Source organism: Simiduia sp. (assembly GCF_058345725.1).
In genome coordinates, this window is record NZ_JBTUOC010000083.1 from 1 (window position 1) to 8,639 (window position 8,639).

Genomic DNA, 8,639 nt, shown 5'->3' on the forward strand with positions numbered 1-8,639 from the left:
GCAGCACGCCCACGGGCAAACCCTTCACCAAGGACATCGCCTACATGAAAGGCTTTGTGCAAACCTTTAATTTCATGCGCCTGGCGGTGGCGCAGGGCAAGCTCGACAAATTGCCGCTGTTGTTTGTGGGCAAAATTCAGCTCGAGGATGTGCCCACCATCGATCAACTGATGCAGGAGGGCATCGTCTTGCCCCCTAAATTTGTACCGCCACATTTTGCCGACTTGAAAGGCCTGGCGGCGTGGCTGAGCTTCAGCCGCTTTATTGCGGCGCTGAATTTTCAACAACTGGAATCCGATTACGCATCCCTGTTATCGTGAAGCGAGAAGCAACCCGTGCAGAAATAAACGCCCCACCCCTTGCCAAGCATTCCGGCTACAAATAGAATTATCTGCACTTTAAGCACAACAAAACCGCAGAATCTGCGGTTTTTTATTTAAAGCCTTTTAATTACAAGGATTTAGGCGCCATGAGCACACCGGCATTAATGAATAACTACGGCGAGCGCACCCTCACCATCGTCAAGGGCCAGGGTTCACATGTCTGGGACGACCAGGGCAACCGCTATCTAGACGCCATTGCAGGCATTGCCGTGTGTGGGCTGGGCCACTGCCACCCCGCAATCACCGAGGCCATTGCCACCCAGGCGGGCACACTGGTACACACCTCGAACCTCTACAACATTCAGCCACAAGAAGCCCTGGCCGAAAAGCTGGTGGCAGTCTCGGGCATGGACAAGGTCTTTTTCAGCAACTCGGGCACCGAGGCCAACGAGGCGGCCATTAAGCTGGCGCGCAAATGGGGCAACGACCAGGGCAAAACCCTGCCCACCATCGTGGTCATGGAGCACAGCTTTCACGGTCGCACCCTGGGCGCACTGTCGGCCACCGGCAACAGCAAAGTGCAGGCGGGCTTTGCACCGCTGGTGGACGGCTTTGTGCGGGTGCCCTACGACGATGCAGACGCCGTGGCCGCACTGGCCGGCAACGATCAGATTGTGGCGGTGCTGGTAGAGCCCGTGCAGGGTGAAGGCGGCGTGCACGTACCCGCGCCCGACTACTTGAACAAATTGCGCGGCCTGTGCGACGAGCACGGCTGGCTGCTGATGCTGGATGAAATTCAAACCGGCAATGGCCGCACCGGCCAATTCTTTGCCTACCAGCACAACGACATACTGCCCGACGTGGTCACCACCGCCAAAGGCCTGGGCAACGGCTTCCCCATTGGCGCCTGCCTGGCCCGCGGCGACGCCGCCAACGTACTGCAACCCGGCAACCACGGCACCACCTTTGGCGGCAATCCGCTGGCCTGCGCCGCGGCCCTGGCGGTGGTTGATACCTTGGCCACCGAAGGCTGTATTACCTTAGCCGCCAACCGGGGCCAAGAATTATTGCAGCGCCTGACCGCGGCCCTGGGCGACCTGCCCCAGGTCGTCGATATTCGCGGCCTGGGCCTGATGGTGGGCATCGAGTTAAACGCGCCCTGCGCTGAGCTGGTCGCCCGCGCCCGCGCGCGCGGCCTGCTGATCAATGTCACCGCCGGCAATACCCTGCGCTTGCTGCCCACGCTGAACATTAACGACGACGACTTTACCGCCCTGTGCGAGGGCGTGATCGAACTGGTGCGCGACTTTAACGGCCACTAATCGCACGGCGCGCAGGTAAGGGCCCGCAGAGGCCCCCTGCATTACCCGCTCCTAGAGAGTCACACTATTTACTAGAAACTAAGACCATGACCGTAAGACACTTTTTATCCCTAGACGACCTCAGTACCGACGAACTCAATCAGGTGATTGCGCACGCCAGCCAACTGCGCCAGCAACACCGCGCCGGCGAGGGCCCTCGCCCGCTGGTGGGCAAGGTGCTGGGCATGATTTTTGAGAAATCCTCCACCCGCACCCGGGTTTCCTTTGAGGCCGGCATGAGCCAGTTGGGTGGCAGCGCGATCTTTTTGTCCCCGCGCGACACCCAGCTCGGGCGCGGCGAACCTGTGGAGGATACGGCGCGGGTGCTGTCGCGCATGGTCGATATCATCATGGTGCGCACCTTCTCCCACGCTGGCCTAGAGCGCTTTGCAGACTACGCCTCGGTGCCGGTGATCAACGCCCTGACCGATAAACTGCACCCCTGCCAACTGCTGGCCGATGTGCAGACCTTTACCGAACATCGCGGCCCCATCGCCGGCAAAACCGTGGCCTGGGTGGGCGATGGCAACAACATGTGCCAGTCCTACATCAATGCCGCCGTCAAATTTGGCTTTATGCTGCACATTGCCTGCCCCAAGGGCTACGAGCCCTGCCCCGAGATTATGGCCAGCGCGGGCGATCAGGTGCGCCTGTTTCACGACGCGGGCCAGGCCGTTGCCGGCGCCCACATGGTGACCACCGATGTCTGGGCCTCGATGGGCCAGGAAGAAGAGCAGCAGCAGCGCGAGAAAGATTTTAAAGCCTTTAAAGTGGACCACAGCCTGATGGCGCAAGCCGCTGACGATGCCATCTTTTTGCACTGCCTGCCGGCGCACCGGGAGGAGGAAGTCTCGGCGGCGCTGCTGGAGGATGAAACCATCAGCAAAGTGTGGGATCAGGCCGAAAACCGCATGCACGCGCAAAAGGCCCTGATGCTGTTTTTACTGGGTCAGTCTTAAGGCGCGCGCCACAGCCATCAACACACCGGGCCGCCGCGCGGCCCGCTAGCGCCTTCTAGTCACTGGGCACAAGATACTCGCCTCCAGTGACTGGGCGACCGTTAGCCAGCGCCTGACTCGCTAGCCCCACACATAGCGCTCGCCCACAATCAACGCCCAGGTGAGCCCGGTAATCAACAGCATGGTAAACACCGCCGCCGAGCCCACATCTTTGGCTTTGCCCGACAGCACATGGTGTTCCAAACCCACCCGATCCACCACCGCCTCCAGGGCACTGTTTATCAGCTCAACCACCAACACCAACAACACTGTGACTATTAACAGCGCCTTTTCCACCGCCGGTAAATCCAGCCACAGCGCCAGCGGCACCAAGATCGCAGCCAGTACCGCCTCTTCGCGAAAGGCCGCCTCCGTCTTCCAGCTGGCCTTAAAACCCTGCCACGAATAGCGCGCCGCTTTCATCACGCGGCCCAGACCTTGCTGTGTAGCTTTCATACTGTCGTCCCGTCTAAATACTCTTGCCCCGGGGTGCTTCCGCCCGGTTCGCTGGGCGGCTATTGTGCCGCGCCGAGGCGGCCGCGCAAAGCCGAAATTCGCCCACCGATACCGGTGCTAATCCATAGAACGAAAAGGTATATGCAACCCCAAAGCCCACTAACGCCATGCCGACGCCTGCGCCGCCGGCACTGGCTGATTAGTGGTTACTGACATCGCCAATTACCCACACTTTATCCACAAGCTACCCCCAGCATGGTCAGCTTGCATTAACGCCCAAACCGCATTATCTTGTACCGCAATTCAGGCAAACCCCAATATATAGGGCTAAGTGACCCAAACGGCTTTGACACAGCCGGGCCCGTCACGTCAACCCCGGCGCGCGCATTTGCGCCCTATCGGGCCTGCCAACCAGCTGTTCGTGTGATGCAGTGCACCGGCAACGGGCGCCCTGCCCTCTGTGAGCAAACGGAATTCGAATAATCTTTGCCGCGCAGATGGACACGCACCGATTAACAAGGACCAGGCAATTTCATGGCAGTCGCAACACTGACCAAACTAGGCATTCCAGCGCAGCGCGCGCATCGCACTCACCGTGCCGGCCCTTGGGCCTGGCCTGCGGTTTAGCTGTGAATGAAGCCTACCAAAGGCCGGACGACAATCCGATGACAGTGGCGACAAGCCAAATAACAATGAATTCTGCGCCCAAGTGCGCAACCACACACTTAAACGCAACCTATTAACAGTCAACCGAATCGCGGAGACGTTCATGCACACCGAGACCGACACCAGTTCCACTCCCCAGGCCAAGGCACCCGCTGCCGGCAGTCAATCGACCGTCAGCGCCACCGCGCCCGGCAAGATCCGCGTGATCAAGCGCAACGGCACCGTGGTGCCCTTCGATCACTCAAAAATTGAAGTGGCGGTCACCAAGGCCTTTCTGGCCGTTGAAGGCGGCACGGCAGCGGCCTCCTCACGCATCCGCGAATCCGTAAAAAACCTGACCCAGATGGTGGCCGCAGTCTTCGCCCGCCGCATGCCCTCGGGCGGCACCATCCACATCGAAGAGATTCAAGACCAGGTTGAGCTGGCCTTAATGCGCTCGGGCGACCACAAGGTGGCGCGCGACTATGTGCTCTACCGCGAAGAGCACGCCCGCGCCCGCGCCGCCAAAAAGCCCGCCGGCGACGCCCCCACCGACCCGCAGTTCCCGCAAATTAACGTAACCCTGCCCGACGGCAGCAAAGCGCCGCTGGATTTAAACCGTATTCGCACCGTGGTGAGCGAAGCCTGCGCCGGCCTGAAAGACGTGAGCGATCAGGAAATCCTGAGCGAGGCCATGCGCAACCTGTACGACGGCGTGACCCTGGAAGACGTCAACACCTCACTGGTGATTACCGCGCGCACGCTGGTGGAAAAAGAGCCCAACTACACCTACGCCACCGCGCGCCTGCTGTGCGACAAACTGCGCGCCGAGGCCTTAAGCTTTTTGAACGTGGCGCCCTCGGCCACCCAGCACGACATGGAGCACCTCTACGCCGCAGCCCTGCCCGCCTACATCAAGCGCGGCATCGAGCTGGAGCTGATCAACCCGGAGCTGGCCACCTTTGACATAGACGCACTGGGCAAGGCCATCATCGCCGAGCGCGATTTGCAGTTCACCTACCTGGGCCTGCAAACCCTGTACGACCGCTACTTCATTCACTCCAATGGCACCCGCTTTGAACTGCCGCAGCTGTTTTTCATGCGCGTGGCCATGGGCCTGGCCATTGAAGAAGACAACAAAAACGAGCGCGCCATCGAGTTCTACCGCCTGTTGTCGTCCTTCGACTACATGAGCTCCACGCCCACGCTGTTTAACGCCGGCACCCTGCGCCCGCAGTTGTCGTCCTGTTACCTGACCACCATTCCCGACGACCTGCACGGCATTTACGGCGCCATTCAAGACAACGCCATGCTGTCTAAGTTTGCCGGCGGCCTGGGTAACGACTGGACGCCCGTGCGCTCACTGGGCGCCTACATCAAAGGCACCAACGGCAAATCCCAAGGCGTGGTGCCCTTCTTGAAAGTGGCCAACGACACCGCCGTGGCCGTAAACCAGGGCGGCAAGCGCAAGGGCGCCGTGTGTGCCTACCTGGAAACCTGGCACATGGACATCGAGGAATTCCTGGAGCTGCGCAAAAACACCGGCGACGATCGCCGCCGCACCCACGATATGAACACCGCCAACTGGGTGCCCGATCTGTTCATGAAGCGCGTGTTTGAAGACAAACACTGGACCCTGTTCTCGCCCAACGACGTGCCCGATTTGCACGACCTGTTCGGCCAGGCCTTCCAAGAGCGCTACGAGCACTACGAGCAACTGGCCGCCGAAGGCAAGCTGCGCCTGCACAAAACCGTGAAGGCCGCCGACCTGTGGCGCAAGATGCTGGGCATGCTGTTTGAAACCGGCCACCCCTGGATCACCTTTAAAGACGCCTGCAACCTGCGCAGCCCGCAGCAGCACGCCGGCGTGGTGCACTCCTCTAACCTGTGTACCGAAATTACCCTCAACACCAAAGCCAACGACGAAATCGCCGTGTGCAACCTGGGTTCTGTGAACCTCAAGCAGCACATTGTGAACGGCAAGCTGGACCAGGAAAAGCTGCGCGCCACCGTGCGCACCGCCGTGCGCATGCTGGATAACGTGATCGACATCAACTACTACAGCGTCGAGACCGCCAAGCAGTCCAACGCCCGCCACCGCCCCGTGGGCCTGGGCCTGATGGGCTTCCAGGACGCCCTGTACGAGCAGCGCATTCCCTACGGCAGCGACGCCGCCGTAGAATTTGCCGACACCTCCATGGAGGCCATCAGCTACTACGCCATCGAGGCCTCCAGCGAACTGGCCACCGAGCGCGGCCGCTACGCCAGCTTTGAAGGCTCGCTGTGGGATCAAGGCATACTGCCCATCGACTCCATCGAACTGCTGGCCAAAAACCGCGGCGAAAAATACATCGAAGTGGACCGTACACAGCGCCTGGACTGGGACAGCCTGCGCGCCAAAGTGCAAAAAGACGGCATGCGCAACTCCAACGTCATGGCCATTGCGCCCACGGCCACCATCGCCAACATCACCGGTGTGTCGCAGTCCATCGAGCCCACCTATCAAAACCTGTACGTGAAATCGAACCTGTCGGGCGAATTCACCGTGGTCAATCCCTACCTGGTACACGACCTGAAAGATCGCGGCCTGTGGGACAGCGTGATGGTTAACGACCTGAAATACTACGAGGGCTCGGTGCAGCAAATCGATCGCATCCCAGACGACTTGAAGCTGCTCTACTCCAACGCCTTCGAAGTGGAACCGCGCTGGATCGTGGACGCCGCCAGCCGCCGCCAGAAGTGGCTGGATCAAGCCCAAAGCTTGAACCTCTACATCGCCGGCGCCTCGGGCAAGAAACTGGATTTAACCTACCGCATGGCGTGGTTCCGTGGCTTAAAAACCACCTACTACCTGCGCGCCCTGGCCGCCACCTCCACCGAGAAATCCACGGTTTCTCAGGGTACGCTGAACAAAGTATCCTCTGGCGCAGCGCCAGCACCTGTGCAGGCTGCGCCGAGTGCGCCGGCGGAAGTGCCGAAGGCGTGTTCGTTGGATGATCCGGATTGTGAGGCTTGTCAGTAAGCTTTACCTGTTACAAAAAAGCCGCGCAATTGTGCGGCTTTTTTGCCTATAGGGATATAGGTACACCTGTGAGGCATGGATGCCGTTAAGGTGTTTGCTAAGTTCACTGCCTAGCAAAAAGTCTAAGTTACGCTAATCTGCTTTTTATGTTCGTTTTAATTATGGATGATTGGAATGGGATATCACTTCGCACGTTTTTTCTTGTCACTTTTTGCGTGGCCAAAAAGTAACCAAAAAGGCCACCCCGGCTACGCGCCCTATCGGGTTCGTTCACTCCAGCCAAATTAAGCAGGTCGCCGGCAACCCGCCATCCATGGCGGAGCGCCGCTCAAATGGCCATCCATGGCCATTTGCCCTACTTAATTTGGCTTCCGTTCACCGCTGCGCAAGGGGGTTGGGTGCCATGACTGAGCGATTGGTGGGTTGTCTTGGTGGTATAGAACTTCGCGGCGACCGAAATAGTATTGTTGTGACTTATAGACTTTATCGGAAAACTGTAGTGGCATAGTACGGATTGTGTATTTCTATTGGTTATATTCTACTAGAGTGGATGTCGCGGCATTACCGAATTTCATAAAAAATGAAACAGAAGCCAAATTTTCTCGGCTATCAAAATAATATAGATAGGATGCAATTAAAGCCATGCAGGAGGAGAAAAATAAAACAGCCAGGTTAGTGAAAAAAAATATCTCACTACTTGAAGATAGAGCTTTTCTATTGATAGCGTCAGGTGGTTTTTTAATAGTCTTTACTATATGGGTGTTAATACTTTCGTCTAATAATTTATGGCTTGACCTTTGTTTTAGCCGCGAGTGCCTAGCTAATGCTAAGGACCTTTTTTATATTCCATTCACACTATTTAGTATAACCATTGTAACACTTGGTTTTTATGCCGCTATAAACCGAAGCGTTCAGATGGCCAATGCTTACGAACTTTCAGAAAGTAAAGATAGTTTCGAGAAATACCTAAAGCATCGAGATTACGTTTTCGAAACTCTTCAATATTTAGAGGTTAAATTTGGGTTTAAACTCAAAGACAAAGAAGAGTTCTATAAAGAGGCCTTCCCAAAAAACTCTTTAGAGGGCATAGAGATAAAAACCGATTTAAATAACACTAGCCCGTATCATGCCCTTGGACAATATGCAAAAAAATATCCCGAAAATACACAAACAATAAAGCTGGATAAGGAACATCAACTTAATCTATTTAGCGAATTGATTCTTAATCATGAACAATACCTTCGTGATGCTGGGCTGACTTCTGAACGCTTCAGCAAGGCAATAAACGAACCAAAACCCAAGGAGATAATACCATCCTATGCAATTAACGATCTCCTAGAAGAGTTTCATTACTTGCAACTCTTTTTAGAAACACTTTATCTTAGAATCTGTGGAAATGCTGGCGGCTCTAACCACATACAATTTAGTTGCCGGAGGTTAATGGCACAGCTTGATCGGTTCGATGCAGAAGGGACTGTTGATACGGATAAGGAAACAGGAATTATATTTGAATAAAAATAATAAAAAATAAAAAGAAACAATTGGAGTCAAATAAGAATTTTGGCGCACAAAATTACACAAACTCTTATCTGACCCCAATTTATGATGAAGATAGGTATAATATGAATTGCCTCATAACTAAAGTGGTTTACTCAGTATGTAACAACTGGGGTTAACAACTGGGGTCAGATGAGAATTATGGCGCACAAAATTACATAAACTTTTATCTGACCATAATTATCTGTAGACCTTCAAAGCATGATGAATTTTAGTGAATACAACACACCCGCAAAGTTACTCGTACTACATTATGCAAACGAGCTAAATTGCGACA

The 8,639-nt window shown here is 55.7% G+C and carries 6 protein-coding genes; 5 read left to right on the forward strand and 1 reads right to left on the reverse strand.

Annotated features, from left to right (window positions below):
• From ACW8F6_RS16640 to argF, 3 genes are all read left to right on the forward strand, one after another.
• Positions 1–320, forward strand: a 320-nt coding sequence (locus ACW8F6_RS16640; protein WP_491577008.1) for a tyrosine/phenylalanine carboxypeptidase domain-containing protein, incomplete at its 5' end; no start/stop codon positions are given.
• A 149-nt stretch (positions 321–469) separates the two neighbouring features.
• Complete coding sequence (locus ACW8F6_RS16645) at positions 470–1,645, forward strand: acetylornithine transaminase (protein ID WP_491577009.1); 1,176 nt, start codon at positions 470–472, stop codon at positions 1,643–1,645.
• 86 nt (positions 1,646–1,731) lie between these two features.
• Positions 1,732–2,643 (forward strand): ornithine carbamoyltransferase, encoded by a 912-nt coding sequence (gene argF, locus ACW8F6_RS16650; RefSeq protein WP_491577010.1) that lies wholly within the window; start codon positions 1,732–1,734, stop codon positions 2,641–2,643.
• A 120-nt stretch (positions 2,644–2,763) separates the two neighbouring features.
• Here argF and ACW8F6_RS16655 read toward each other — a convergent pair whose 3' ends face one another.
• Positions 2,764–3,138 carry a diacylglycerol kinase gene (locus ACW8F6_RS16655; RefSeq protein WP_491577011.1) on the reverse strand — a complete coding sequence of 125 codons (375 nt, stop codon included), beginning with the start codon at positions 3,136–3,138 and terminating at the stop codon, positions 2,764–2,766.
• Positions 3,139–3,907: 769 nt separating this feature from the next.
• Here ACW8F6_RS16655 and ACW8F6_RS16660 point away from each other — a divergent pair.
• On the forward strand, positions 3,908–6,805 hold the full coding sequence (locus tag ACW8F6_RS16660) for a ribonucleoside-diphosphate reductase subunit alpha (RefSeq protein ID WP_491577012.1): 2,898 nt from the start codon (positions 3,908–3,910) through the stop codon (positions 6,803–6,805).
• A 642-nt stretch (positions 6,806–7,447) separates the two neighbouring features.
• On the forward strand, positions 7,448–8,320 hold the full coding sequence (locus ACW8F6_RS16665) for a hypothetical protein (protein WP_491577013.1): 873 nt from the start codon (positions 7,448–7,450) through the stop codon (positions 8,318–8,320).
• Positions 8,321–8,639: the final 319 nt, after the last annotated feature.